A 26,070-nucleotide genomic window follows, 5' to 3' on the forward strand; every position below is an offset into this window, starting at 1 on the left:
GGTGCGCATCGGCGCCATGCGCGCCGGCATCGATTGACGTCTTCAGCAAGGACACCCCCCGTGGGCTTTTCGACCATCTTCATCCGCCGTCCCATCGCCACCTCGTTGTTGATGGCGGGCATCCTGCTGCTGGGCATCCTGGGCTACCGGCAATTGCCGGTCTCGGCGCTGCCGGAAATCGATGCACCCAGCCTGGTGGTCACCACCCAGTATCCCGGCGCCAACGCGACCACCATGGCCTCGCTGGTGACCACGCCGCTGGAGCGCCAGTTCGGGCAGATCTCCGGGCTGCAGATGATGACCTCCGATTCGTCGGCAGGCCTGTCCACGATCATCCTGCAGTTTTCGATGGACCGCGACATCGACATCGCCGCGCAGGATGTGCAGGCGGCGATCCGTCAGGCCACCCTGCCCTCGTCATTGCCGTATCAACCGGTCTACAACCGGGTCAATCCGGCCGACGCGGCGATCCTGACCCTCAAGCTCACCTCCGACTCGCTGCCGCTGCGCGAGGTCAACCGCTATGCCGATGCGATCCTGGCCCAGCGCCTGTCGCAGGTGCCGGGCGTGGGGCTGGTGTCGATCGCCGGCAACGTGCGCCCGGCGGTGCGCATCCAGGTCAATCCGGCGCAGCTGTCGAACATGGGCCTGACCATGGAGTCGCTGCGCAGCGCGCTGACCCAGACCAATGTCAGCGCGCCGAAGGGGTCGCTCAACGGCAAGACCCAGTCCTACAGCATCGGCACCAACGACCAGCTCACCGACGCGGCGCAATACCGCGAAACCATCATCAGCTACAGCAACGGCCGCCCGGTGCGGCTGGCTGATGTGGCCAACGTGGTCGACGGCGTGGAGAACGACCAGCTCGCCGCCTGGGCCGACGGCAAGCCGGCGGTGCTGCTGGAAATCCGACGCCAGCCCGGCGCCAACATCGTGCAGACGGTGGAGCAGATCCGCAGCATCCTGCCGCAGCTGCAGTCGGTGCTGCCGGCCGACGTCCACCTGGAGGTGTTCTCCGACCGCACCGAAACCATCCGCGCCTCGGTGCACGAGGTGAAGTTCACCCTGGTGCTGACCATCGCGCTGGTGGTGGGGGTGATCTTCGTGTTCCTGCGCCGGCTGTGGGCCACCATCATCCCCTCGGTGGCGGTGCCGCTGTCGCTGGCCGGCACCTTCGGGGTGATGGCGTTTGCCGGCATGTCGCTGGACAACCTGTCGCTGATGGCGCTGGTGGTGGCGACCGGTTTCGTGGTCGACGATGCGATCGTGATGATCGAGAACATCGTGCGCTACATCGAACAGGGTAAGAGCGGGCGGGAAGCGGCCGAAGAAGGCGCCAGGCAGATCGGCTTCACCGTGCTGTCGCTGACCGTGTCGCTGGTGGCGGTGTTCCTGCCGCTGCTGCTGATGCCGGGCGTGACCGGGCGCCTGTTCCATGAGTTTGCGTGGGTGCTGTCGATTGCGGTGGTGATCTCGATGCTGGTGTCGCTGACGCTGACGCCGATGATGTGCGCCTACCTGCTCAAGCCCGACGCCCTGCCCGAAGGCGAGGACGCGCACGAACGCGCCGCCGCCGCCGGCAAGACCAACCTGTGGACGCGCACCGTGGGCGCCTACGAACGCAGCCTGGACTGGGTGCTGGCGCACCAGCCGCTGACCCTGGCGGTGGCGATCGGCGCAGTGGCGCTGACCGTGGTGCTGTACGTGGCGATCCCCAAGGGCCTGCTGCCCGAGCAGGACACCGGCCTGATCACCGGCGTGGTGCAGGCCGACCAGAACGTGGCGTTCCCGCAGATGGAGCAGCGCACCCAGGCGGTAGCCGCGGCGCTGCAGAAGGACCCGGCGGTGACCGGCGTGGCCGCCTTCATCGGCGCCGGCACCATGAACCCGACCATCAACCAGGGCCAGCTGGCGATCGTGCTGAAGACGCGCGGCGACCGCGAGGGCCTGGACGAGGTGCTGCCGCGCCTGCAAAAGGCGGTGGCCGGCATTCCGGGCGTGGCGCTGTTCCTCAAGCCGGTGCAGGACGTCACCCTGGACACCCGCGTGGCCGCCACCGAATACCAGTATTCGATATCGGACGTGGACAGCAGCGAGCTGGCCACCTGGGCCGGGCGCATGACCGAGGCGATGCGCAAGCTGCCCGAGCTGGCCGACGTGGACAACAACCTGGCCAACCAGGGCCGTGCGCTGGAACTGAGCATCGACCGCGACAAGGCCAGCATGCTCGGCGTGCCGATGCAGACCATCGACGACACGCTGTACGACGCCTTCGGCCAGCGCCAGATCTCCACCATCTTCACCGAGCTCAATCAGTACCGGGTGGTGCTGGAAGTGGCGCCGGAATTCCGCAGCAGCACCGCATTGATGAATCAGCTGGCGGTGGCCAGCAACGGCAGCGGCGCGCTGACCGGCACCAATGCGACCAGCTTCGGCCAGCTGACCTCGTCCAATTCGTCCACCGCCACCGGCGTGGGCGCGCAGAACACCGGCATCGTGGTCGGTGCCGGCAGCATCATTCCGCTGGCCGCACTGGCCGAGGCCAAGGTCACCAACACGCCGCTGGTGGTCAGCCACCAGCAGCAGCTGCCGGCGGTCACCATCTCGTTCAATCTGGCACCGGGACATTCGTTGTCGCAGGCAGTGGCGGCGATCGAGCAGGCGCGCCAGGACCTGAAGATCCCGACCCAGGTGCACGCGCAGTTCGTCGGCAAGGCGGCCGAATTCACCGGCAGCCAGACCGATATCGTCTGGCTGCTGCTGGCCTCGATCGTGGTGATCTACATCGTGCTGGGCGTGCTGTACGAGAGCTACATCCATCCGCTGACGATCATCTCCACGCTGCCGCCGGCCGGCGTCGGCGCGCTGCTGGCACTGATGCTATGCGGGTTGAGCCTGTCGGTGGACGGCATCGTCGGCATCGTGCTGCTGATCGGCATCGTCAAGAAGAACGCGATCATGATGATCGACTTCGCCATCGACGCCCGCCGCGAAGGCGCCAACGCGCACGAGGCGATCCGCCGCGCCTGCCTGCTGCGCTTCCGCCCGATCATGATGACCACCGCCGCGGCGATGCTGGGCGCGCTGCCGCTGGCGCTGGGCACCGGCATCGGCTCGGAACTGCGGCGTCCGCTCGGCATCGCCATCGTCGGTGGCCTGCTGCTGTCGCAGCTGGTGACGCTGTACACCACGCCGGTGATCTATCTGTACATGGAACGTGCCGGCGAGCGGCTGCGCGACTGGCGCGCGCGCCGTGCCGCACGTCATGGCGATGCAGCTGCGGCTCCAAGCCCGGAGCGCCCGGCATGAGGACCGGTAGCGGTATCGCTGACCGATCCGCTGGCCCGCGGCATCGCCCGCGTGACAGTCGCTTTGGTTTCGGCTTTGGTTCTGGCCTTTCCCAATTCCCGATTCCCGAATCCCGACTCCCGGCACCACGGCCATGAACATCTCCGCGCCCTTCATCAAGCGCCCGATCGGCACCGCGCTGCTGGCGATCGGTTTGTTCGTGATCGGATTGATGTGCTACCTGCGGCTGGGCGTGGCGGCGTTGCCGAACATCCAGATTCCGGTGATCTTCGTGCACGCCACGCAGTCCGGCGCCGATGCCAGCACCATGGCCTCCACCGTCACCGCGCCACTGGAACGCCACCTGGGCCAGCTGCCCGGCATCGACCGCATGCGCTCCTCCAGTTCGGAGAGCAGCAGCCTGGTGGTGCTGGTGTTCCAGAGCAATCGCAACATCGATTCGGCCGCGCAGGACGTGCAGACCGCGATCAACTCCTCGCAGTCGGACCTGCCGTCCGGGCTCGGCACGCCGATCTATTCGAAAGCCAACCCGAACGACGACCCGGTCATCGCCATCGCGCTGACCTCGGACACGCAATCGGCCGATGAGCTCTACAACGTTGCCGACTCGCTGCTGGCGCAACGGCTGCGCCAGATCACCGGCATCAGTTCGGTCGACATCGCAGGCGCCTCCACGCCGGCGGTCCGCGTGGACGTGGACCTGCGTGCGCTCAACGCGCTGGGCCTGACCCCGGACGACCTGCGCAACGCGGTGCGCGCGGCCAACGTCACCTCGCCGACCGGGTTTCTGTCCGACGGCAACACCACCATGGCGATCGTGGCCAACGATTCGGTGTCCAAGGCCGCCGACTTCGCGCAGCTGGCAATCTCCACACAGTCCAATGGGCGCATCGTGCGGCTGGGCGATGTGGCCACCGTCTACGACGGCCAGCAGGACGCCTACCAGGCGGCCTGGTTCGACGGCAAGCCGGCGGTGGTGATGTATGCCTTCACCCGCGCCGGCGCCAACATCGTCGAAACCGTGGACCAGGTAAAGGCGCAGATTCCCGAGCTGCGCGCCTACCTGCAGCCCGGCACCACGCTGACGCCCTACTTCGACCGCACCCCGACCATCCGCGCCTCGCTGCACGAGGTGCAGGCCACGCTGATGATCAGCCTGGTGATGGTGATCCTGACCATGGCACTGTTTCTGCGCCGCCTGGCCCCGACGCTGATCGCGGCGGTCACCGTGCCGCTGTCGCTGGCCGGCTCGGCGCTGGTGATGTACGTACTGGGCTTCACCTTGAACAACCTCAGCCTGCTGGCGCTGGTGATCGCCATTGGCTTTGTGGTCGACGATGCGATCGTGGTGATCGAAAACATCATGCGGCATCTGGACGAAGGCATGCCGCGTCTGGATGCCGCATTGGCCGGTGCGCGCGAGATCGGCTTCACCATCGTGTCGATCACTGCCTCGCTGGTGGCGGTGTTCATTCCGATGCTGTTTGCCAGCGGCATGATCGGCGCGTTCTTCCGCGAGTTCACCGTGACCCTGGTGGCGGCGATCGTGGTGTCGATGCTGGTGTCGCTGACCCTGACGCCGGCGCTGTGCAGCCGCTTTCTGTCCGCGCACACCGAACCGGAAAAACCTAGCCGTTTCGGCGCCTGGCTGGACCACATGCACGAGCGCATGCTCGCGGTGTACACGGTGGCGCTGGATTTCTCGCTGCGGCACGCCTTGCTGCTGTCGCTGACGCCGCTGCTGCTGATCGCCGCCACCGTCTTCCTCGGCGGTGCGGTCAAGAAGGGCTCGTTCCCGGCGCAGGACACCGGCCTGATCTGGGGCCGCGCCAATTCCAGCGCGACGGTGTCGTTTGCCGACATGGTCAGCCGCCAGCGCCGCATCACCGACATGTTGATGGCCGACCCGGCGGTGAAGACCGTCGGTGCACGGCTGGGTTCCGGTCGCCAGGGTTCCAGTGCGTCGTTCAACATCGAATTGAAGAAGCGCGACGAAGGCCGCCGCGAGACCACCGCGCAAGTGGTCGCGCGCCTGAGCGCCAAGGCCGACCGTTACCCGGATCTGGATCTGCGTCTGCGCGCGATCCAGGACCTGCCCAGCGACGGCGGTGGCGGCACCAGCCAGGGCGCGCAGTACCGTGTCTCGCTGCAGGGCAACGACCTGGCCCAGCTGCAGGAATGGTTGCCCAAACTGCAGGCCGCGTTGAAGAAGAATCCGCGCCTGCGCGATGTCGGCACCGACGTGGATACCTCGGGCCTGCGCCAGAACATCGTGATCGACCGCGCCAAGGCCGCGCGCCTGGGCATTTCGGTCGGTGCCATCGATGGCGCGCTGTATGGCGCGTTCGGCCAGCGCTCCATTTCCACCATCTATTCGGATCTCAACCAGTACAGCGTGGTGGTCAATGCACTGCCCTCGCAGACGGCAACGCCCAAGGCGCTGGATCAGGTGTTCGTGCCCAATCGCGCCGGCCTGATGGTGCCGATCACCTCCGTCGCCACCCAGGTGCCCGGGCTGGCGCCGCCGCAGATCGTCCACGAAAACCAGTACACCACGATGGATCTGAGCTACAACCTCGCACCGGGCGTGAGCACCGGCGAGGCGGACCTGATCATCAAGTCCACCGTGGAGGGCTTGCGGATGCCCGACGGCATCCGCCTCAGCGGCGACGACAGCTTCAACGTGCAACTCAGCCCCAACTCGATGGGCGTGTTGCTGCTGGCCGCAGTGCTCACCGTCTACATCGTGCTGGGCATGCTGTACGAGAGCCTGATCCACCCGGTGACCATCCTGTCCACGCTGCCGGCCGCCGGCGTCGGCGCGCTGCTGGCGTTGTTCCTCACCAACACGGAGTTGTCGGTGATCTCGATGATCGCGTTGGTGCTGCTGATCGGCATCGTCAAGAAGAACGCGATCATGATGATCGACTTCGCGCTGGTGGCGCAGCGCGTGCACGGCATGGATGCGCGCGCGGCTGCGCGCGAAGCCTCGATCGTGCGCTTCCGCCCGATCATGATGACCACGATGGTGGCGATCCTGGCCGCAGTCCCGCTGGCGGTGGGCCTGGGCGAAGGCTCGGAACTGCGCCGCCCGCTGGGCATCGCGATGATCGGCGGGCTGATCTTCTCGCAGGGCCTGACCCTGCTCAGCACCCCGGCGCTGTACGTGATCTTCTCCTGCCTGAGCGAACGCTGGAAGGCGCGGCGCGCACGCGCGCGTGCACGTCGGGCCGAGCGCGCGGCGGCACGGCGCCCGGCAACCTCGGCGCACTGAGCCTGCTCAAAAGACCGCACCCCGCCAGACGCGTGCGGTCTTTGTTTGGGTAACAGATCGGGCTTTTTTTACTAAGCTCACCGCCATATGGATGGCGCAGGCTTTCTGGTTCCCATCGGTACACGACCACGTTGGCAGGTGCGGTGCCCTCGCCGCTTGCGGGACCGTGTGGCGGCATGCATGCCGCCACCGAACCTACATGGACGTACTTACGGCGTGTCCCGCAAGTGCTGAGGACACCTCGCCCTCGACGTGCTCGGCGTTGACTGAACTCAAACGATGCTAAGAGTCGAATTTTTGGATGTCTTGGTGTGATTGGGCAGTACTGATGGATCAGTCCTAGAGTGGCTGATCTGTGGGTTGGCTGCGGGGCCCTTGCCCGCCCACCATCGCAGGACACGCCGCAAGTACATCCCTGTAGGCTCTTACGCGGCATCCATGCCGCGTAAGGTCCCGCGACGGTGGGCGGGCAAGGACCCATCGAGATGGTCGATGCGCATGGTGCAAGCAATGCATGACGCGCATTGTTCGGTAACGGCGCTCCCACTCAGCCTCCCAAGACGGGCAGAGCAGACGCGAGGTTTCAACACGTCGACGGCAACCGTCTCGGCGTCCCCAGAGCAGGCGTAGCGATGGCTTTTTTTGACCCGACAACCGACCGACGTCCTGGTGCGTTGCCCTCGCCGCTTGCGGGACCGTGTGGGGCGGCATGGATGCCGCCACCGCGCCTACATGGACGTACTTGCGGCGTGGTGAGGGCATCGCGCCCTCGACTCACCAAGCTTTTGGCCTGAGCCCACCGCCTGACCGCATCCAGACGCCGCTGCTGAGCGGAATCTCGTCTGCTTTCCTGGCCTGACGTCGAGGGTGCGCCATCCGAATCCGCAGCGGCGCACATCCTTGCAATGTGCACCGCGCGATCACGCCACGCGCGACAGGGCCGGCAGATCGCAGGCCTGCACACGCACGCGCCGCGACGGGACCGCTACACCAGCAACGCCTGCAGCGACGCCCGTTCCAGCTGTGCGTACAACGCGCACTCATCGTGTACCTGCGCACCCAGCGCCTGTTCGAAGCTGCGCTTGCTCGAATGGGCGGCGTAGGCGCGTTGCTCGGCGCCACCGAGATTGGACTGGAAGATGCCGGCCGCACTCACCGGCAGGAAGTCTTCATAGATGATCGGATCGGCACTGAGCAGACCGAGCGCAATCGCGGTTTCTGCCGGCAGTGCCGCCACTTGCGCAGGGTCGGCACGTCCGGCCTCGGTCAGCGCGTAGCGGAAGTAGCCCAGGCCTTCCTGACGCAGCACGGCTTCGTCGTCGGGAAACGCCACGAACGCGGTCTGCAGACGCGTGGCGTAATCGGCGCCGGTGCTGCCCGCGCCATCGCTGTCGCGGGCCTGCGCCAAGAGCGCGTCGTACAGCGCGCGGCCCTTGGGGGTCAGTGCGAGTCCGCGCTGCTCGATCTCGCCGAAGCGTGCGGTATGCGTGCCGTGCTCGGCCTGCCCGCTGTCGCCGACAAAGCGCACCGGCTCCTCCAGGGCCTTGAAGCTGGTCTGGCGCAGCAGGATCGGCACACGCCGACGCGGCGGCCCCTCGATCACCGCCTTGGCATCGATACCGGCGCGCTGCATCTGCGCCTGCGCCGCATCGATATCCAGCGTGCGCGGCGTCAGGTGATTGATATGCGGGCCGTGGAAACTCACCACGTCGGCGATCAGCTTGTGCGCCTGGCTCAACGCGTGGTAGGTCGGCAGCGAGACCGTGGCATCGCCATGCCAGCGGAAGGTTTCCAGCGCTTCGGCCACGAACTGCTGCGCCTGCGCCGCTTCCAGTCCACCATGACGCTCGTGCTGTTCGATCAGCTCCAGCGCGGCGGCAGTGAAGATCTGCCGCTGCTCCAGGATTTGCGCCGCCTGCGCACGAAGCGCGGCGTCTTCGATCAATTCCAGCCGCAGCAAGGAGGTGAACACGCGGAATGGATTGGCCGACAGCGCCGCCTCGTCGATCGGGCGGAACGCGGTGGAATGCACCGGCACACCCGCTACCGACAAGTCGTAATACCCCACCGGATGCATGCCCATCACCGCAAACAGCCGCCGCAGCGTGGCCAGTTCCTGCGCCGTGCCGACCCGGATGGCGCCATGCCGTTCCAGATCCAGGCGTGCACGCTCGTCATTGCGCTGCAGGCGCGCGGCCAGGGCCGGATCGGCGCTCAGGGTGTCGGCGTTGACCTGCGCCACCAGCGCCATCAGGTCGCCGTACAACGGCACCTCGGCGCGATACATGTCCGACATCGCCTGCGCGAACAGGCTGCGGATGTGATCGGGGGAGACAAACACGGTATCGCGCATGGGCTGGTCTTGGCAGTGCCGGCCAACGCCGGCGTTGCGGCATTCTCGCCGACCGCACCCCGCGGCGACCAGCTGCACGGCAGCATCGCGCCCGCGCGTTGCCGCGCAGACAGCCAGCCGTAGCATGCCCGACTCCGGCGAGGCGCCTTGCGCCGCGTTACAACCCCGCCTGCGCTGCGGCGTCGGCCGCCTCGCTGGCCTCGCGCGCAGCCTCCAGCCGCTGCGCATGATCGCCGAGCTGGCGACGTAGGATTGCGTCGAGGGTGATCGGCCGTTCCCAGCGGTCGTAGCTGGCGACGATGGCATGCCGCAGCGCGCGCAGATGCGCGTTATCCGGTGCCACCGACAGCCGCGTGATCACACCCTCCCAGCCGTCATGATGGTCGCGCGTGTAGGCGCGCACGCTTTCGCGGCACGACAGCTGCACCGTGTGCGCCCACGCGCAGGCGAAGTAGATGTCGCCGGCATGCCAGCCATGCACCTGCAACAGCGCCTGCACATAGCCGCGCGGGGTCTCGGTATAGCGGGCAACCTCATCGATGAAACTGTCGGGATAGCGCTGCGCATAGCTGCCCATATCGGCAAGATGCTGGTCCACCCACGCATCGCCGGTGCCGGGCATCACCGCCGGCGCAGCCTCTTGCGCCGGGATGCCGGCAGCCGGCGCCGATACGCCCTGTGCCATTGCCAGCGCCGGAGCCAGAAGGGCAGCCAGCAGTGGCAGCGATCGCAACCGAGGTGAGCGTGAGGCAGGCATGCCCCGATGATGCCGCATGCACGCGCCGGTGTCAGGCCACACGCGTGTCAGCGCAGATCGTAAAAGCCGATGGAATGCACCTCGCGGCAGCCGCTCAGGTCGCAGGAGCCCACGTAACCGGGACCGATGTAACGCTGACGCGCATCGCGGTTGTGTGGGCTGCTGTACGGGTCCGGCCCGTACAGGCCGTTGCCGTAGTAGATCTGCCCATACGGACGGTTGCGCGATGCACCAAACCGTAGCTCACGGCCATAGCCATAACCGCTATAGGCACCGCCGTATCGGGCATCGGAATATCGATCGGCCGAAAACGCGGAAGCGCGATCGCCCGCAGTCGGGCGGGACTGCAATGTCGCGATGCTCTGGCCGTGCGCATCCACATAGCCTTGCTCTCGGTCGAAGCGGACGGTGCGGAAATACACGGTCTCCCCACCCAACTTGCGCGTGCGAAGACGCACATAGTCGCCCGCATCGTCGTAGTACGGCTGCCCGTCGCGAAAGATCACCTCGCTCGGGGTGATGATTTCTTCTTCCAGCTCGGCCGCCGCAAGCGGCGTGGCGCCCACAAGCAGCCCCAGCGCAACGGCCAGCACTGCATGATGGATGACGGACAACATGTTCATGGGCAATCCCTCCAAGGTCGGCCACGCACGCCTGGTGGCCGGAACGTCCTGTTGGCGGGCACTGCGATACGCCCGCATGTTGATTCATAGCATCTGCAAACCGGCGCCACGGTCACGCCCGCCCCTGGCTCCTGCAGCCGACGTGGAAAATCCAGCCACTACCACGGCGGTGCGACGACCTAAGGCGAGTCGATACGGAGCAGGTATCCCAAGCGGCCGCGGCCGCTCCCCATGCCCGCAGACGCGTGCCGCGATGCTCAGCTTAGCGCGTGCTGCCTGGCCAGTGCATCCAGGCCATGCACCGCCGCCGGCCAGCCGGCGGCGTCGGGCACTTCGCGCATGCGCGGTTCGTCGGCGGCCACCCCGTGCTCCTGCTCGTGCGCCCAGGTGACCGCGTACGGGGTGTAGATCCCCCAGCCGCCGATGGCCAGCACCGGCTCCACGTCCGAGCGCAGGGAATTGCCGATCATCACAAAGCGCTGCGCCGGCAGGTCGAACTCGCCCAGCACGCGCGCATAGGTGTGGGGATCCTTTTCGGACACCACCTCCACGCGCGGAAACAGATCGGCCAGACCGGACTGCTCGATCTTTTGCTCCTGGTGGAACAGGTCGCCCTTGGTGATCAGCACCACCGCATAGTCGGCGGCAATCGCGCTGACCGCCTCGCGCACGCCGGCAATCACCTCCACCGGGTGCTGCAGCGTGGCCCGGCCGATTTCGACGATACGCTGGATGTCGCGTGCATCGATGCGCGCCTGCGTCAGTTCGATCGCTGTCTCGATCATCGACAGCGTCATGCCCTTGGCGCCGTAGCCGAACACCTTGAGATTGCGCCGTTCCACCGCCAGCAGATGCTGCTGCATGCGGCTGTCGCCCAGATCCAGATACGCGGCCAGGATCGCTTCGAAATCCGCCTCGGCAGTGCGGTAATAGTCCTCGCTTTTCCAGAGGGTATCGTCGCCGTCGAAGCCGACCAGTTGGATCGCCTGGCCGTCGCGCTGTGCAAGAGAGCTCATCGCGACAGTTTAGCAGCGCACTGGAGCGCTGCTGCGATCAATCCCCTGCGGCATCACCCGGGCCGGGCTGGTAGCTGGCAAATTCGTCGCGCGACAGGCGCCCATCGCCATTGCTGTCGAAGCCTGCAAAATTCTCGCGCAGGACGGGGTCGGCGCCGGCTTCGGCCGGGGTCAATGCACCATCGGCATCGCTGTCCAGGCTGCGGAAGGTGCGTGGCGCCAGCGTGCCGGCTTGTGGCACCAGCGCGGCCTCTGCCCCACCCTTGGCAGCCGATGGCGCGGCAGCGTCGGCCGGTAGCAAGGGCGTGGTGGCAGGCGACGGTGGGTCGATCGGCAACGGCGCCATTACCGGTGCTGCCGGTCCTGCGCTGGAAGACCCCGCACGTGGCGGGTTGGCGGGCGGCAACTCTGGCGGCGCCGCCAGGGCCCACAGTGGGTTCGACAGGCCGATTAACACGGCAATGCGCGGCAGCATGGGCATGTGCCAAGAAGACGGGCCGGCGAATGTAGCGCGGCGCACGTAAAGAAAACGGGAGCGACCCTGGCAGATCGCTCCCGCGTGTCCATCCTGTTACCTGGTCATGCTGCTATTTGCTCAAGTACATGCCCGAGCCGGGCATCTGACAGCGATGCTGCGGATCGAACCGCTGTTCAAACAACTGCGACTGCGGAAGCTGCCTCCTGATATCGAAAGAACATGTCAGCAAACGAACTCACTGCGTTGCGTACTCCTCCCTCAGTTGCCCTGCGACCCGCTCGCCGCGGCGCCGCCCTGCTGCTTGACGACAAAGGCCTTGTATTCATCCGGGGTCAGTTTGCCGTTCTTGTCCGAATCGGCGTCATTGAAGATCTGCGCAAGCCCGGCGTTGACCTGGGCCTCTTGCGTGCTGATGGCGCCGTCGCTGTCGGTGTCGACACTCGCCCAGGTCTGGCCGCCGCCGGATTGCGCAGGCTGCGCTGCAGTAGTGGCAGAACTTCCCGACTGGGCCGACGTCGCGGCGGCATCCTGCTGCGTACTCTGCGCCATGGCCGGCAGCGCCAGGGCGGCGGCAAGAGCGGCGGTGGCGGCGAGCAGCGAGGTGCGGTTGCGATTCTTCATTGGGTGGTCTCCTTGGCTTGGGAATGCGCGGTGTCGCCGCACATGGCCCCACCTTACCCAACCCGAATGAACGTAAAACCCGCCGCAATTTCCTGCAAAACATCCTCTTAACCACCCGCCGAATGTTTGCGTCTAGCCGTCTGTTAGACCTCGGTGAGCCAAACAGAAGCACCGCATTCAATGCATGGAAATATGCGAACCACGCCGCATTTCAGCGCGTGGTTTTACGCGGTCGGCGCCTCGTCGTCCCAGCTGCCGGAGCTGAACAGTTTCCAACCCACCACGACGCCCGCGATCGCCCCGGCTACTTCCAGCACCACGCGCGATCCCAATTCATTGGGATCGTGGATCCTGGCCAGTGCCAGACGCGCGTAGAGCGGCGACTCCAGCCGCACGATGCTGGTATAGACGAGATTCCAGATGTCGTAGCCGCCGCCGATGGCGACCGCGAGCAGACAAGCAATGCCCAGCGTGTGCCCGTGGCTGAAGTGCAGACGCCGGCCGAGGTGCTCGACCGCCGCGAAGACCAGCACGCCCAGCACCAACGCGATCAGGCCAGCCTCCAGTGAACCGAGCAGACCGAAGTGCAGGGGCAGATTCATCGTGACGATCCAGGCAGCAGGCGCATCAGTCTAGCGGTTGCGGGGGATGGATCCCGGCCAGAGCCGCAGGCGCGAGCGGTGATGCGAACGAGGCTGGGCCGGGTGATCCAGCTGCCCGATCCCGCGACACGCCGTGCTCACCCATCGTCCTGCCCGCGCGCACGCACCTGCGCTTCGCCTTCTTCGTCCCATTGCACGCTGACCGAGATCGGCTTGCAGCACACCTGGCAATCTTCGATGTAATGCTGGTCGCCGCCGGTCAGATCCAGCGTCAGGGTGATCCACTCCCCGCAATACGGGCAGGCGATATCGACAAAGCGTTCCGGGTCGGACATGGCAATTCCTTGCAGCGGCTTGGAGTGATGGACGACAGGGATAGTGCGGTGCCGCGTCACCGCCTGCGGCGCGTCATTCAATTGACCGGCACATCGAACGCGGTCTCCGGCATCGGCTCGGGGCGGAACGTGAAGTGCCACCACTCCATCGGATAATTGGCAAATCCCTCCGCCGCCATCGCATGCAACAACTGCTGGCGGTGGGCACGCTGTACCGGGCTGATGTCGCGCGCATCGGTATGCGCACGCGCATCGAAGAAATCGAACTCGGTGCCCATCTCCACCGGCTGGCATGGGCCGTGCCGGCAGTCCAGCAGCCCCAGGTCCAGCGTTGCGCCGCGGCTATGCCCGGAGGTCTCGGCGATGTAGTCCCCCAGCAGCGCGCGTTTGTCCACGCGCGGGTAGTGCTGCGCCTTGGTCGACTGGTCTTGCAGATCCGCAGCCCAGGCCACGAATGCCTGCACCGCCCGCACCGGCCGGTAGCAATCGAACACCTGCAGTCGATAGCCCTGGGGCTTGAGCGACCGCGCCACCCGCGCCAGGGCCTCCGCGGCCGGACGCAGCAAATAGCAGGTGGGCGCCAGATACCCCGGCACCACGCGCCCGGTGAAGTTGTTGCTGCCCGCATAACGCATGTCCACCACGATTTCCGGCGCGAGGTCCTGCACATTGACCAGACCGGCTTGTGCGGCGGTCGTTGCTGAAGAGATGTGCACCTGGGCGGCTGTGGCAACGCACGGCACCAACGCAATCGACAGCAGGGCGCAACAGACCTTGCCCCGAAACCGAGAAGATAATGTCCGTGCCGACTTGATGTGCCTCATCGTTTCTCCTTTGCAACCATATGGAAACACTGCGCCGGAAGTATCGCGTCCGTATCGGCTCGCCAAGAAGACGCATGGCGGCTGCGACCACGATGCACCTATGAACCGTCGCTCTCAAGCCGTTCTGCCGCAGCCGGCAGGCCGGGTAGTCGCAGCGGCCCGGTCAACGCATGCAGGATGCGCACATCCTCGGCATCCAGCGTGCGGGCGTCGCTGCTGCGGTAGTGATGATGAAACGCCTGCAGGGTGGCGGCGGGATCGTCGAGGCTGTAGCCGAGCAAGGCGAGCGCCTGCCAGGGATCGAAACCTGCCGGCGCGGCGGGGGCATCGGCGGCAGGCCAGCGGCCGAAGCCGGCGTCGGCCAGGCGTTTCCACGGAAACAACGGGCCGGGGTCGTTCTTGCGGGTCGGCGCCACGTCTTCGTGGCCAACGATCTGCGTGCGCGGGATGCGCAGGCGGGTGCACAGGTCCTCCAGCAGCACCAGCAGGCTGTCGATCTGGGCGGGCGCGAACGGCTCGCTGCCGTCGTTGTCCAGCTCGATGCCGATCGAGGCGGAGTTGATGTCGGTGATGGTGCCCCAGCGCCCGGCACCGCCGTGCCAGGCGCGCTGGTCGTCGCTGACCAGTTGATAGCGTGTGCCATCTTCGCCAATCAGATAGTGGGCACTGACCCGACCGCCGCTATTGCGCCCGCGCAGCGTGCCCAGGCTCTGCGGCACCGACTGCTGGTCGGTGAAGTGCAGCACGATCAGGATCGGCCGCCGTGCGTCGTAATTGGGCGAAGGCACCCACCGGGCCAGCGGATTGCGCTGCGGCGTGTGCGCACACGCGCCCAATGACAGCACCACCAGACATAGCGCGGCGCGTAGCCACGACGATGGCGATGGCGTGGAAGCAGATGACATCGGATTCTCCTGGCGAAACGACAAGGGCCTGCGCTGTACCTGAGCCCGATGGGCCGCGCATGCGACGCGCCCATTATCTGCCGGGCGGGCGATGGCGTGCGTCACGCCGCTGCGGCAGGCGACAGGCCGGCGGCTGCGCGGGCACTTCCGAACCCGGCCAGCGCCCAGCACCATGCAAGCCACGCCAGGGATACGTGTGCATGCGTACACTACAAACCGGCGCAGCCCTCGCACCTCCACACGGCGCTTGCGGTCGTGGTTCATTGCACAGATTTCTCGTCAGTCGCTGCACCCCTCAAGAGTCTTCTTCATGCCATTGTCGCGCTGCCTGCTGACGTTGTTGCTGCTGGTCATCGGCCTGCCCTGCGGTGCCGCTGCGGCAAACCCTGCCACCCCAACGCCGCACACCGCGCCATTTGCGGCCAGCGATGCGCAGTTGGGGGCCGACTACTGGATCCAGCGCAGTCGCAACGCGCAAACGCTGCGCATGACGGCCGCGCAGATTGCCGGCCTCAATGCACGCTTGCTGCGCGACGATAGCTCCATGCACGACCTGTCGCAGCTGGCCGAGGTACTACCCGCGGCCGAGGTGCGCGCGCGCATCGAAGCACGGTCGGCCACACCGACGCGTGCGCTCTACGACAGCGATGGGCGCAGCATCGATGCCTTGCGCCTTGCGACGCTGCGCCAGGCCCTGGCACTGGAGGCACTGCCCGCACAGGTCGTGCCACGGTTTGCACTGGTGGTGCAGCGTGCGGCACTGCGCACCTTCCCCACCGCGCAGCGCGTGTTCAGCACCACCGACGACCACGATATCGACCGCTTCCAGGAATCGGCGCTCTACCCCGGCACGCCGGTGGCGGTGCTGCATACCAGCGCCGATGGTGCATGGCACTTCGTGCTGGCGGCCAACTATGCGGCCTGGATTGCTGCCGACCGGATTGCCCTGGGCACGCGTCGCGAGGTGCTGGACTACGCACGCCGCCGCCCGCAGCTGCTGGTCACCGGCGCACGCGTGCAGAGCGCCTACACCCCGGACGTGCCGGCCGTTTCCGCACTGACGCTGGACATGGGCACCAGCGTGCCGCTGCTCGGCGACTGGCCGCCGCAACAGCCGGTCAACGGGCAGCTGCCGCAGGCTGCCTATGTCGTGCAGTTGCCGCTGCGCGGCAGCGACGGGCGTTTGCAGCTGGTGCCGGCACTGATTCCGCGCGGCGCCGACGTGCGCCTTGGCCCGCTGCCGGCCACGCCTGCGGCATTGCTGCAGCAGGCGTTCAAATTCCTCGGCGAACGCTATGGCTGGGGCAACGACTACGATGCGCGCGACTGCAGTGGGTTCGTGCTGGATGTGTATCGCAGCCTGGGCATCGCATTGCCACGCAATACCGGCGACCAGGCACGCAGTCCGGCACTGCTCGGCGTTCCGTTCCAGACGCAGGCGCCACTGCCGCAGCGCCTGCAGCAACTTGCACGGCTGCAGGTCGGCGATCTGATCTATATCCCCGGTCATGTGATGCTGGTGATCGGACACGAGCACGGCGCACCATGGGTGATCCATGATGTGGCCGGTGCCCATTACCGCGACGCGGCCGGCAGCGTGCAGCGCGCGCGCTTGAACGGTGTGTCGGTGACCCCGCTGCTGCCCCTGCTCGCCAGCGACGGCACGCCGTTCGTCGATCACATCACCCGCATCCAACGCATCGCACCGATTGGCTCCCCATGAAGATCACCGGCTTTCGCCTCGGCATGCTGCGCGTGCCATTGAAGACCCCGTTCAAGACAGCGGTCCGCACCGTGCAGGCGATCGAGGACGTGGTGGTGCTGCTGCAGACCGATAGTGGCCATATCGGTTATGGCGCCGCGCCGGCCACCGCGCCGATCACCGGCGATACGCACGGCGCCATCATCGCCGCCATCAGCCATTGCATCGGCCCGGCGTTGATCGGCCAGGACGTGGCCGATCTCAACCGGCTATGCGTGCTGGTGCAACACGCGCTGGAGCGCAACAGCAGCGCCAAGGCGGCGGTGGAGATCGCGCTCTACGATCTATGGGCGCAGGCCTTCGGCACCCCGCTCTACCAGGCGCTTGGCGGCGGCACGCCGCGCATCACCACCGACATCACCATCAGCGTCGATACCATCGAGGTGATGGTGGCGCAGGCGCACTCGGCGCTCGCACGCGGCTATCGGTCGCTGAAGATCAAGGTCGGCAAGGACAGCGACTCGGACGTCGAACGAATCATGGCGATGCACGCCGCTGTCGCTGGTCGCGCATCGCTGCGCCTGGATGCCAACCAGGGCTGGACGCCCAAACAGGCGGTGCGCACCATGCGCACGCTGGAACACGCCGGCGTCGTGATGGAACTGGTGGAACAGCCGGTCAGGGCCGCGGACATCGACGGGTTGGCGTTTGTCAGCGCACGGATCGACACGCCGGTGATGGCCGACGAAAGCGTGTTCTCGCCGGTCCAGGTGATCGACCTCATCCAGCGCCGCGCCGCCGATATCGTCAACATCAAGCTGATGAAGACCGGCGGGCTATCCAATGCGATCCGCATTGCCGATATCGCGGCCGTGTACGGGGTGCCGTGCATGATCGGCTGCATGATCGAATCCAGCATCAGCGTGGCTGCGGCAGTGCATCTGGCAGTGGCCAAGGCCGACAGCATCACCCTGGCGGATCTGGATGCGCCTGCACTCGGGCAGTTCGATCCCACCGAGGGCGACGTGCATTTCGACGATGCCCGGATTCATATCGACGACTCGCCAGGCCTGGGGATCCGCCGCATCCGCGGGCTGGAGCTGTTGCCGGGCTAACGCGCCATTGGATATTTCCAAGCCGCGTCGGTCGGTCGGTCGAGCGCGCGGTGCCCTTGCCGCTCGCAGGACACGCCGTGAATCCGTCCGTGGGGGCTCGGTGGCGGCATCCAGGCCGCCACACGGTCCCGCAAACGGCCAGGGCACCGCACCAGAAAGTTCGTCGGTTGCCCTACTGAAACCATGCATACCCGCACTCTCGAATGGTCTCAGCCGCTCCAAGGCCCGCCAAGCACGCACACGAACATCGCGCATGCATGCACTACACAGCTGCGTTGCTGGGTACAGTAGCGATAAGGTGTTGGTCAGCAATGCAGTGTCGAAGCACCGCACTGTCGCCGCCAACAGCCGATCGACTCAACGCAGCTCACCCTGCCAGACCCATTCCCCCGGAGCCTGCATGCGCCTTGCCACCGTGTTTCGATCCGTTGCGCTGCTGGCGCTGGCAAGCTGCAGCAGCCTTGCCGTCGCTGCCGGCCCAATCGACGCCTTGAATCAGGCGCGCGCACTGGTCGTGGTGACCACGCCGGATTGGGACAGCACCCAGGCACGCCTACAGACATTCACCCGTGTGGACGGTCACTGGCAACCGGCCGCACCGGGCTTTACGGTCGCGCTCGGGCGCCACGGCAGCGCCTGGGGCGATGGCCTGCATCCAAAGCAGACGCAAGGCCCGCAGAAGCGCGAAGGCGACGGCCGCAGCCCGGCCGGTGTGTTCGCGATCGGCCCGGCCTTCGGTTACGCCCAACAGATCGACAGCGCCATGCCGTACCAGGCGATGAGCGCCACCCACTACTGCATGGATGTGCCGAGCTCGCCGCTGTACAACCGTATCGTCGACGCCGCGCAGGTCGGGGAGGCCGCAGTGGCCGGGTCGAGCGAACGGATGCGCCTGGACCTGCAACATCCCGGCGATGCGCGCTACAGCGAGGGCTTTGTGATCGCGCACAATCCCGATGCGGTGCCCGGGCATGGCAGCTGCATCTTCGCGCATCTGTGGCGCACGCCGGGCCAGTTCACCGCCGGCTGCACTGCGATGGCGCCAGCCGATATGCAACGCCTGCTGGCCTGGTTGAAGCCCGACGACACACCACTGTTCGTGCTGTTGCCGCGTGCCGAATACGCACGCCTGCAGGCCCAGTGGCAGTTGCCCGAGTTGAAGGAGGTGGGCCGATGAGCAGCGCGGCTCCCGCACCCGACCCCACTGGCCTGGTCCGCGTGGTCAGCCGCTGGCAGATCGTCGGCTTGTCCATCAACGACGTCATCGGCAGCGGCATCTATCTGCTGCCGGCGGCCACCGCTGCGCTGCTCGGGCCGATGAGCCTGTGGGCAGTGATGCTGGCCGGTCTGGCAGTGGCACTGCTGGTGTTGTGCTACGCGCAGGCGGCGAGCTATTTCGACACCCCGGGCGGCAGTTATCTGTACACGCGTGAGGCGTTCGGCCCGTTTGTCGGCTTTCAGATCGGCTGGATGATCTGGCTCACCCGCATCAGTTCGGCAGCGGCATTGAGCAACGGCCTGGCCGACGCGGTCGCGCGGTTCTGGCCGACCGTGGCAACCGATCACTGGGCGCGCCTGCTGGTGGTCGTCGGTTCTTTGGGTATGCTCACCGCCATCAACGTGATCGGGGTGAAATCGGCTGCGCGTACCGGCATTGCGCTGGTGATCGGCAAGCTGGTGCCGTTGCTGCTGTTCGTGGCAATCGGTATGTTCTACGTGGACTGGTCGTGGGCCTTTGCCGGGACCACACCGGACCTGCGCGACCTGGGCAATCTCGGCGAAGCCGCCTTGCTGCTGCTGTTCGCCTATGCCGGGTTCGAAAACATCCCTGCGGCCGCTGGCGAGTACCGCAACCCGCGTCGCGATGTGCCATTTGCGCTGATCACCATGATCGTCACCGTCACCTTGATCTATGCGGCGGTCCAGGTCGTGGCACAGGGCACGCTGCCCAATCTCGCCGCCTCGCCCACGCCCTTGGCCGATGCCGCAAGCCGTTTCGGCGGCGAAGCGCTGGCACTGATCCTCACCGTCGGCGCCACCATTTCCATCCTCGGCACCACCAGCAACACGGTCATGCTCGGGCCGCGTTTTCTGTTCGCGCTGGCGCAAGATGGCTACGGCCCGGCATTTCTGGCACGTGTGCATCCACGCTTCCACACCCCGGCAGCGGCGGTGCTGACCCAGGGCGTGCTGTCGCTGGCGCTGGCGGTGTCGGGCTCGTTCACGCAGCTGGCATTGCTGTCGATGGTCACCCGGCTGTTTGCCTATATCGGCACGGCCGCGGCAGTGATCGTGCTGGCGCGTCGCTACCGGCAACGCACCGACACCTTGCGCCTGCCCGGCGGGCCGGCCATTCCCATCGCCGCGCTGCTGCTGTCGCTGGGCCTGCTCGCCAGCGCCAGCTGGCAGAACCTGGCGGCCGCCGGTGTGGCGCTGCTGGTGGGCTGGGTGATCTACCTGTTCCCGCGCAAGCCTGCATAACCACTTTCGCAGGACGCTCGCGCAACGCTCACGTACGACTAACCGCGCACGTCCAACGCTGCAGCCCTGACCTGCATGGGAGCTTGCGATGAAACTGCGCCGTGTCTACAGCACGCCCGATATCGAGAGTGCGCAACGCGTCATGCAGGCCGCACGCAGCGCCGGCATCGACAACGATGGGCTGTCGTTGATTGCCCGTTCGGATATCGAACTCGAAGGCATTCCCGACGAGCGCAAGGATGCCAAGACGGATTTTCTCCCCGCCGCAGCGCGCGGCGCCGCGACCGGTGGCGCTGCGGGCCTGGTGGCCGGGCTGGTCGCGATCGCCGTGCCTCCGATCGGGCTCACCATTGCCGGGGCAGGTGTCATGGCGCTGGCAGGGGCTCTGGTCGGCACCTGGTCATCTGCGTTGATCGGCGCCACCGTGCCCGACCCGGTACGCCGCCAATTCGAGGACGAAATCCAGGCAGGGCGCGTGCTGGTGATCATCGATGCCGACGAGCCATCGCTGCAGCACGCAGAGGCCAGCCTGAATGCCGCCGGCGCCACGCCGCTGCCATATGAGGCCGCATCGGCTGCGACGTGATGCGTGCGCATGCACTGGCAGCCTCGCATGCGTCGCGTCCGGCATCGACGACGCGGCGCGCCACACAGCGCGGCCGGCAAGCGGTTGCCAAACGCCGACATGTCTTGATGCCCTCCTCACCCGCCATGGCAACGGATTTAACACCCGCCCGCCTAGGTTAGGGCGTACATTCACCACGGAGACGAGCATGAACGTGCCGTATCAGATTCCAGGCCGTGCGCCGGACGAAGACCGCAGCCAGAACGTATCCAACTATTGGCGCGAGCGCTTCACCGAAGAATCGTATTACACCGAAGGGGACCGCTACGAGGATTACGAGAGCGCCTACCTTGCCGGACACGAGGCGCGTATCCGCGAAAACGCGCGCGCCTACGACCAGGTGGAAGCGGAGTTGCACCGCGATTGGGAAGCCAACCGCGGCACCAATGGCCTGAGTTGGAGCAAGGCGCGTCACGCAGTCAAGCGCGCCTGGGAAAATGCGGCAGACTTCGTCGCCGGCGACAACAAGTCCAGGCCCTGAACACAACAACGCCACCGTCGAGGTGGCGTTGTTGTATCACCAGCTCGCGCAGCAGTGGCGACGGATGCCTTTCCAATACTGGCGGTACGGTGCGATGCATCGTCGGTCCCACCGCATCGGGCCTGTCCTTTCGCACGCGATCGCACCGGACGGGCGGCCCTAGTGCGATGCAGCCACCGAAACTCGCTTCATGGTGAAACAACGCTTCGGGATAAGCGCGTTCCGCAGAGAGTGATCTACGACAAGGGCGGCCCCGACGGCGTCGTGTAAGGTGTTGAAAACCCAACGCAGGACACGTTGCGGGAGGGCTGCAACGTCACTGCGCCCATCCCCTGGAGGACCTCATGTCTGTCCGACGTCTGCTTGCCCTGGCCTGCTCGGCCAGCTTGTTCACCACCACCGCCGCATGTGCTGCGCCTGCCGTCGCGCCGGCTGCCGCCATTCCCAAGGCGCAGTGGCCGTTCCAGGCCACCACCGTTGCCGATTTTGACGAGCCCTGGGCGATGACCTTCCTGCCGGACGGCAGCCTGCTGGTCAGCGAAAAACGCGGTGCGCTGATGCGGCTTGACCTCAAGACCAAACGCAAGAGCGCCATTACCGGCATTCCGGCAGTGGCCTACGGCGGCCAGGGCGGCTTCGGCGATGTACTGGCACATCCGCGCTTTGCCAAGAATGGCCTGGTCTATGTCAGCTACGCCGAACCCGGGCAGGGCGATACGCGCGGCGCTGCGGTGGCAAGGGCCAAGCTCACGCTGGATGGCACCGGCGGCGGCACGCTGTCGGATTTGAAGGTGATCTGGCGCCAGGATCCCAAGGTCACCGGCAACGGTCACTTCGGGCATCGGCTGGCCTTCGGCCCGGATGGCAAGCTGTGGATCAGCTCCAGCGAGCGCCAGAAGTTCACCCCGGCCCAGGACATGCAAGCCAATCTCGGCAAGCTGATCCGTCTCAATGATGACGGCAGCGTGCCGGCCGACAACCCATTCGCTGCACAGGGCGGCGTTGCCGCGCAGGTGTGGTCGCTGGGTCACCGCAATATTCTCGGCCTGGCCTTCGACGGCAAGGGGCGCCTGTGGGAACACGAAATGGGTCCGCTTGGCGGCGATGAGCTGAACCTGATCCAGCGCGGCGCCAACTACGGTTACCCGGTCGTCTCCAACGGCGACAACTACGACGGCACCCCGATCCCGGACCACAATACCCGCCCGGAATTTGCCGCGCCCAAGATCAGCTGGACTCCGGTGATCTCGCCGGCCGGCTTTGTGATCTACAGCGGCAAGCAGTTTCCGGCATGGCGCGGCAACGGCTTCATCGGCGGCTTGTCGTCGATGGCGCTGGTGCAGGTGTCCCTTAGCGATCAGCCGCGTGAGCTGGCCCGCTACGACATGGGCGCGCGCATTCGCGAAGTGGAACAGGGTCCGGACGGCGCGCTGTGGTTGCTGGAAGACGAAGCCAGCGGCAGCACCGGGCGCCTGCTCAAGCTGACGCCCAAGAGCAAGGCGGCGGTCGAGAACGACGCGTAATTGCGCGGAAGTGCGTCCAGGGGATCGTGCCACCGCCACACGTCAACCGCGTGCTGGCGGTGGCCACGATTTTCGCGGCCAAGCCACGTTCGATCCGGTGCGGTGCATGTCGCGGCACACGCAGAATCCACGCACCGTGGCAACACCGATCAGTTACGCGCCTGCGTCACCCGTGACCCGATGACGGCGCGCCCTTAGGCCACGTCCGTCATCGTTTAACCTGAAGCAATAGCCGCACGCGCTGCCTGACTACGCGAGTGCGCGCACCACGCCCGGGTGTGCTCAGGCGTCCAGCAACTCGAACGTCACTGCCTCGCCACTCTTGGCCGATGCGCACACCCATACATCGAACACCCCCGGCTCGGCACCAAACACGTTCCTGTGATTGGTGAAGGCCAGCGCGTCGCGCGCCAGGGTGAAGGTCACGTCCGCGCTTTCGCCGGGCTGCAACAGCACCTTGCGGAAGCCCTTGAGTTCGCGCACCGGGCGCACGCGGCTGGCCACCCGATCGTGCACATACAGCTGCACCACTTCCTCGCCGGCCACGCGGCCGGTGTTGGTGACGCGCGTGGTGATGGTCAGCGTCTGGTCCCAGCCAAGCTGCGCGCTGCTCAACTGCGGCTGCGCATAGGCAAAGGTGGTGTAGCTCAGGCCATGGCCGAACGGATACAGCGGCTCGTTGGGCATCTCGCGCCAGCGCGCCTTGTACTCGGACAGCGTCGGCAGTTCCGGGCGACCGGTGCGCAGATGGTTGTAGAAATACGGCTGTTGCCCGGTCACCTGCGGAAAGCTGATCGGCAGACGCGCGGACGGGTTGTAGTCGCCGAACAATACATCGGCCACGCCGGTACCGGTCTGCGTGCCCAGGTACCAGGTCACTGCAATCGCATCGGCATCGCGCACTGCACCGCTCAGGGCCAGCGCGCGGCCATTGCGCAGCAACACCACCATCGGCGTGCCGGTGGCGGCGATGGCTTCGGCCAATGCCTGCTGCGCCGGCGGCAACACGATCTCGGTGCGCGACTGCGCCTCGCCACTGAACCGCTGCGGCTCGCCCAGCGCCAGCACTACCACGTCGGCAGCCTGCGCCGCATCGATGGCGGCGGAAATACCACCCGGCAGCGCCTCTTCCAGGCCGCAGCCCGGCACCACCGTCAAATGCTCGCTGCCGACCACCGCACGCACGCCCTGCTCCAGGGTCACATAGCGGTCCTTTTCGCCGAACAGCGTCCAGCAACCCTCGATGTTCTCGCGGTCCTGCACGAACGGCCCGATCAGCGCGATGCGCTGGCCGCTTTTCTTCAGCGGCAACAGGTCGCCGTCGTTCTTCAGCAACACGATCGAACGCCGCGCCGCATCGCGCGACAGCGCATCGTGCGCGGGCAGATGCGTGGTATCGGCTTCGCGTGCCGGATCCAGCGAGCGGTACGGGTTGTCGAACAGCCCGATCGCTTCCTTCAGCTGCAGCATGCGGCGGACGCTGGCATCCAGCGTGGCCATCGGCACCTCGCCACTTTCCACCAGCGACGGCAGATGCGCGGCATAGAAACCGCTCTGCATGCTCAGATCCAGGCCGGCCAGGAACGCCTTCTTGGTCGCATCGCGCTCATCGGCCGCATAGCCGTGCGCAATCAGTTCCATGTCGGCGGTGTAATCGGAAATCACCACGCCGGGGAATTGCCATTCACCGCGCAGGATCTCGGTCAGCAATTCGTGGTTGGCGCTGGCCGGCACGCCGTTGATGTCGTTGAACGAGGACATCACGGTCAATGCGCCGGCATCGAAGGCGGCCTTGAACGGCGGCAGGTGCACATCGCGCAGGGTCTGCGGCGCGATGTCCACGGTGTTGTATTCCATGCCCGCCGCCACCGCACCGTAGGCGGCGAAGTGCTTGGGCGTGGCCAGCAGGCAGTCGTCGGCCTTCAGATCGCTGCCCTGGAAGCCGCGCACGCGGGCGGCGGCAAACGCCGCGCCCAGCACCACGTCTTCGCCGGCACCTTCCGCGCCACGGCCCCAGCGCTGGTCGCGCGCGATGTCCACGGCCGGTGCGTAGGTCCAGTGCAGGCCGGCGGCGGTCGCTTCGATCGCGGTGGCGCGCGCGGTGCGCTCGGCCAGTTCGGGTTCGAAGCTGGCCGCTTCGCCCAGCGGAATCGGGAACACCGTGCGCATGCCGTGGATCACATCCGCCGCCAGGATCACCGGGATGCCCAGGCGGCTTTCTTCCACCGCCACCTTCTGGATCTGTGCGCCCAGCGCAGCGCCGACGCCGTTGAACAGCGAGCCGACCCGACCCGCGCGCACCTGCTGCAGCACCTCGTCGGCGTTGAGCACGTTGGCTTCGGGATTCACGTCCGGTGCGAACGGCCGCACCATGTCGGCGAACACACCCAACTGTCCGACCTTCTCTTCGACGGTCATCTGGGCAATCAGGGTTTCGATACGATCAGCAGCCATGAGATCCTTGAGAAAACGTTTACATGGCCGTCAATTCTAGCCTGACGCGACCGCGAGGGGGCAAGTGTCGGGATTTGGAATGCGGGATCCGGGATTTGCAGGGGCCGGTTGAACCACGCGTTGGCGCTGTGGATCGGTCGCGTGGTCGTGGACCGCTGGTCCGGTGCCGGGTGGATCTCCGGGGCTCGGCATGGCCCGAAGGCGCCGCCCGAGGCAGCACTCGGTGGCCGTCAGCGGGCCCGCTCGCGCTCGATGATCACCCCCACCGCCTGCGCGCCGCGCACCGCACCGGGCTTGCTCAGCTTCAACCGCAGCCAGTGCACGCCGAATTCGTCCAGCACGATCGCCGCGCAGCGCTCGGCCAGGGTCTCGACCAGCCCGAAGTCCGATGCCTGCACGAATTCGATCAGCCGCTTGCTCACCGCCTTGTAATTCAAGGTATCGGCGATATCGTCGCTGGCGGCCGGAATGCGGTTGTCGAAGCCCATTTCCAGATCGAACCGCAGCGTCTGGCGGATGCGCCGCTCCCAGTCGTAGATGCCGATCAGCGCATCGATTTCCAGGCCTTCGATAAAAACTTTGTCCATTGGGA

At 66.4% G+C, this 26,070-nt stretch carries 21 protein-coding genes; 9 read left to right on the forward strand and 12 right to left on the reverse strand.

Going from position 1 to position 26,070, the window contains the following annotated elements:
• Window positions 1-60: 60 nt before the first annotated feature.
• Window positions 61-3,309 carry an efflux RND transporter permease subunit gene (locus tag EO174_RS18110; RefSeq protein ID WP_126946449.1) on the forward strand — a complete coding sequence of 1,083 codons (3,249 nt, stop codon included), beginning with the start codon at window positions 61-63 and terminating at the stop codon, window positions 3,307-3,309.
• 133 nt (window positions 3,310-3,442) lie between these two features.
• A complete protein-coding gene (locus EO174_RS18115; RefSeq protein WP_126946452.1) occupies window positions 3,443-6,583 on the forward strand; it encodes an efflux RND transporter permease subunit in 3,141 nt (1,046 codons plus the stop codon).
• Window positions 6,584-7,568: 985 nt separating this feature from the next.
• Here EO174_RS18115 and EO174_RS18125 read toward each other — a convergent pair.
• The 10 genes from EO174_RS18125 to EO174_RS18170 all read right to left on the reverse strand — a co-directional run bounded on the left by EO174_RS18125 (window position 7,569) and on the right by EO174_RS18170 (window position 15,097).
• Window positions 7,569-8,936, reverse strand: a complete 1,368-nt coding sequence (locus tag EO174_RS18125) for a VOC family protein (protein ID WP_126946455.1) — start codon at window positions 8,934-8,936, stop codon at window positions 7,569-7,571.
• Between the two features lie 157 nt (window positions 8,937-9,093).
• Complete coding sequence (locus EO174_RS18130) at window positions 9,094-9,711, reverse strand: hypothetical protein (protein WP_126946458.1); 618 nt, start codon at window positions 9,709-9,711, stop codon at window positions 9,094-9,096.
• A gap of 29 nt (window positions 9,712-9,740) precedes the next feature.
• Window positions 9,741-10,316: a hypothetical protein gene (locus EO174_RS18135; protein WP_126946461.1), complete on the reverse strand. Its 576-nt coding sequence runs from the start codon at window positions 10,314-10,316 to the stop codon at window positions 9,741-9,743.
• Between the two features lie 257 nt (window positions 10,317-10,573).
• On the reverse strand, window positions 10,574-11,332 hold the full coding sequence (locus tag EO174_RS18140) for an HAD family hydrolase (protein WP_104584110.1): 759 nt from the start codon (window positions 11,330-11,332) through the stop codon (window positions 10,574-10,576).
• Between the two features lie 37 nt (window positions 11,333-11,369).
• Entirely contained in the window at window positions 11,370-11,777 is a 408-nt protein-coding gene (locus tag EO174_RS18145) for an EF-hand domain-containing protein (protein WP_184357090.1), read from the reverse strand.
• 291 nt (window positions 11,778-12,068) lie between these two features.
• The gene (locus EO174_RS18150) at window positions 12,069-12,431 is read right to left on the reverse strand and encodes an EF-hand domain-containing protein (RefSeq protein ID WP_104584111.1); all 363 of its coding nucleotides are present in this window, start codon (window positions 12,429-12,431) and stop codon (window positions 12,069-12,071) included.
• Window positions 12,432-12,655: 224 nt separating this feature from the next.
• A complete protein-coding gene (locus EO174_RS18155; RefSeq protein WP_119131680.1) occupies window positions 12,656-13,033 on the reverse strand; it encodes a hypothetical protein in 378 nt (125 codons plus the stop codon).
• A gap of 137 nt (window positions 13,034-13,170) precedes the next feature.
• Window positions 13,171-13,368, reverse strand: a complete 198-nt coding sequence (locus tag EO174_RS18160; RefSeq protein ID WP_126946467.1) for a CPXCG motif-containing cysteine-rich protein — start codon at window positions 13,366-13,368, stop codon at window positions 13,171-13,173.
• Window positions 13,369-13,445: 77 nt separating this feature from the next.
• Window positions 13,446-14,192: a M15 family metallopeptidase gene (locus tag EO174_RS18165; RefSeq protein ID WP_206515089.1), complete on the reverse strand. Its 747-nt coding sequence runs from the start codon at window positions 14,190-14,192 to the stop codon at window positions 13,446-13,448.
• A gap of 98 nt (window positions 14,193-14,290) precedes the next feature.
• On the reverse strand, window positions 14,291-15,097 hold the full coding sequence (locus EO174_RS18170; RefSeq protein ID WP_126946470.1) for an N-acetylmuramoyl-L-alanine amidase: 807 nt from the start codon (window positions 15,095-15,097) through the stop codon (window positions 14,291-14,293).
• Between the two features lie 310 nt (window positions 15,098-15,407).
• Here EO174_RS18170 and EO174_RS18175 point away from each other — a divergent pair, with 310 nt between their 5' ends.
• The 7 genes from EO174_RS18175 (at window position 15,408) to EO174_RS18210 (ending at window position 23,024) form a co-directional block, all read left to right on the forward strand.
• Window positions 15,408-16,820 carry an SH3 domain-containing protein gene (locus EO174_RS18175; RefSeq protein ID WP_126946473.1) on the forward strand — a complete coding sequence of 471 codons (1,413 nt, stop codon included), beginning with the start codon at window positions 15,408-15,410 and terminating at the stop codon, window positions 16,818-16,820.
• Window positions 16,817-17,914, forward strand: coding sequence for a dipeptide epimerase (locus tag EO174_RS18180; protein WP_126946476.1), 1,098 nt, complete (start codon window positions 16,817-16,819; stop codon window positions 17,912-17,914). Before EO174_RS18175 ends, EO174_RS18180 begins: the two co-directional genes overlap by 4 nt.
• Window positions 17,915-18,314: 400 nt before the next feature.
• Window positions 18,315-19,091, forward strand: a complete 777-nt coding sequence (locus EO174_RS18190) for a L,D-transpeptidase family protein (protein WP_126946479.1) — start codon at window positions 18,315-18,317, stop codon at window positions 19,089-19,091.
• On the forward strand, window positions 19,088-20,395 hold the full coding sequence (locus EO174_RS18195; RefSeq protein ID WP_126946482.1) for an APC family permease: 1,308 nt from the start codon (window positions 19,088-19,090) through the stop codon (window positions 20,393-20,395). Before EO174_RS18190 ends, EO174_RS18195 begins: the two co-directional genes overlap by 4 nt.
• Window positions 20,396-20,483: 88 nt before the next feature.
• A complete protein-coding gene (locus tag EO174_RS18200) occupies window positions 20,484-20,981 on the forward strand; it encodes a hypothetical protein (RefSeq protein WP_119131676.1) in 498 nt (165 codons plus the stop codon).
• A gap of 187 nt (window positions 20,982-21,168) precedes the next feature.
• Window positions 21,169-21,501, forward strand: a complete 333-nt coding sequence (locus tag EO174_RS18205) for a hypothetical protein (protein ID WP_119131675.1) — start codon at window positions 21,169-21,171, stop codon at window positions 21,499-21,501.
• Window positions 21,502-21,845: 344 nt separating this feature from the next.
• Window positions 21,846-23,024, forward strand: coding sequence for a PQQ-dependent sugar dehydrogenase (locus tag EO174_RS18210; RefSeq protein WP_126946485.1), 1,179 nt, complete (start codon window positions 21,846-21,848; stop codon window positions 23,022-23,024).
• Window positions 23,025-23,306: 282 nt separating this feature from the next.
• On the opposite strand, the gene EO174_RS18215 is transcribed toward EO174_RS18210, so the two are convergent.
• Complete coding sequence (locus tag EO174_RS18215) at window positions 23,307-25,478, reverse strand: glycoside hydrolase family 3 N-terminal domain-containing protein (protein ID WP_126946488.1); 2,172 nt, start codon at window positions 25,476-25,478, stop codon at window positions 23,307-23,309.
• 230 nt (window positions 25,479-25,708) lie between these two features.
• Window positions 25,709-26,065, reverse strand: coding sequence for a dihydroneopterin aldolase (folB, locus tag EO174_RS18220; RefSeq protein WP_024938857.1), 357 nt, complete (start codon window positions 26,063-26,065; stop codon window positions 25,709-25,711).
• Between the last annotated feature and the right edge of the window lie 5 nt (window positions 26,066-26,070).

It is taken from the genome of Xanthomonas sp. BRIP62418, assembly GCF_003993495.1.
GTDB classification, from domain to species: Bacteria; Pseudomonadota; Gammaproteobacteria; order Xanthomonadales; family Xanthomonadaceae; genus Xanthomonas; species Xanthomonas euroxanthea.